This is a genomic window from Exiguobacterium artemiae, assembly GCF_033342815.1.
GTDB lineage: Bacteria > Bacillota > Bacilli > Exiguobacteriales > Exiguobacteriaceae > Exiguobacterium_A > Exiguobacterium_A artemiae_A.
Genome location: NZ_JAWPEN010000039.1, coordinates 1 through 1,293, shown reverse-complemented (window position 1 = coordinate 1,293; position 1,293 = coordinate 1). Strand labels below are relative to the sequence as shown.

Annotated in this window: 1 protein-coding gene; it reads left to right on the top strand. The window is 40.7% G+C overall.

What is annotated here, in order from left to right; translation table 11 throughout:
* Positions 1-86: 86 nt before the first annotated feature.
* Positions 87-1,249, top strand: a protein-coding gene (locus R7V76_RS16600; RefSeq protein ID WP_318094352.1) for an IS3 family transposase whose coding sequence is annotated in 2 segments (ribosomal slippage) — positions 87-363 and positions 363-1,249 — 1,164 coding nt in all. Because the reading frame shifts where the segments join, the coding sequence is not laid out codon by codon here.
* Positions 1,250-1,293: the final 44 nt, after the last annotated feature.

Genomic DNA, 1,293 nt, shown 5'->3' with positions numbered 1-1,293 from the left:
TGGGCTAACCTAAAATTTTGAGACAATATAAAACACCTTCGGAGTGGTACACTTTTAAAAAGTACTAATATCGGAGGTGTTTTTGCATGGGCAAAAACGTATATTCAAGTGAAGTGAAATGGGCAGTAGTCAAAGAAAAGCTGAGTGGTGAGTTAACGACGAAAGAGATCATGGAGAAGTACGGAATCAAAAACAAATCGCAAGTCGAAACATGGATGAGATGGTATCGGTCTAATGAACTCTATCGGTTTGATCAGCCGATTGGAAAACAGTACACCTACGGACATGGTCCAGATTCTGCGAGTGAGGATGACAAGAGAGAGCGACAAATGTCTCATCTGAAGATGGAAAACGAGATTTTAAAAAAGTACATGGAGATCGAAAGAGAGTTGAGAAAGAAGTAATCATAAAAATTGTAGGGTGTCTTCGGGGAAAGTATACAATTACCACCATTCTGAGCGCTTTGAATGTATCAAGAGCAAGCTATTACCGCTGGATTAAAGAATCTGTGGGAGCACCTTCGGTGCTGGAAAAAGCCATCATCGAACTAAGTAAGCAGACGAAGTATCGGAATGGACATCGAAAAATAAAGGCATTATTACAGCAAATCTATCAGTTGAAAGCCAATCGGAATACCGTACAGAAAATCATGCAAAAATACCATCTCCAATGTCGGATCAAGCCGAAACGAAGATGGAAATCTCAAGGTGAACGCATCATAATGGCACCTAATCTTCTCGAACGTGACTTCACAGCAAGTAAACCGAATCAGAAGTGGGTAACGGATATTACCTATATCCAATACGGCAGTACGACGAAATATCTTTCCACCATCATCGATCTTTTCAATAACGAAATCGTTGCCTATAAGTTATACGATCACCAACAGACACCTCTCGTCGTCGATACGTTGAAATTAGCATTAGAGAATCGTAATCACCCCGAGGGGGTCATCCTTCATTCGGACCAAGGAAGTGTCTATACGTCATACGTCTTTCAAGAATTCGTTAAGAGGAACCATCTAACAAGCAGCATGTCTCGGAGAGGAAACTGTTGGGACAACGCGGTCATCGAATCGTTCCACTCCAATTTAAAGTCTGAGGAGTTCCAGTACGTCAAATTTAATTCTTTAAGAGACCATGAGGTCTCTGAGCGCGTTATCCATTACTTAAATTACTATAATGAAGAACGAATCCAAGAAAAATTAGGCTACCTGACACCGAAAAAATATGGTGTACTGGCAGCCTAATCAAGGTGTTTTATATGTGTCTCATATCGCTAGGTCAGTCTAAA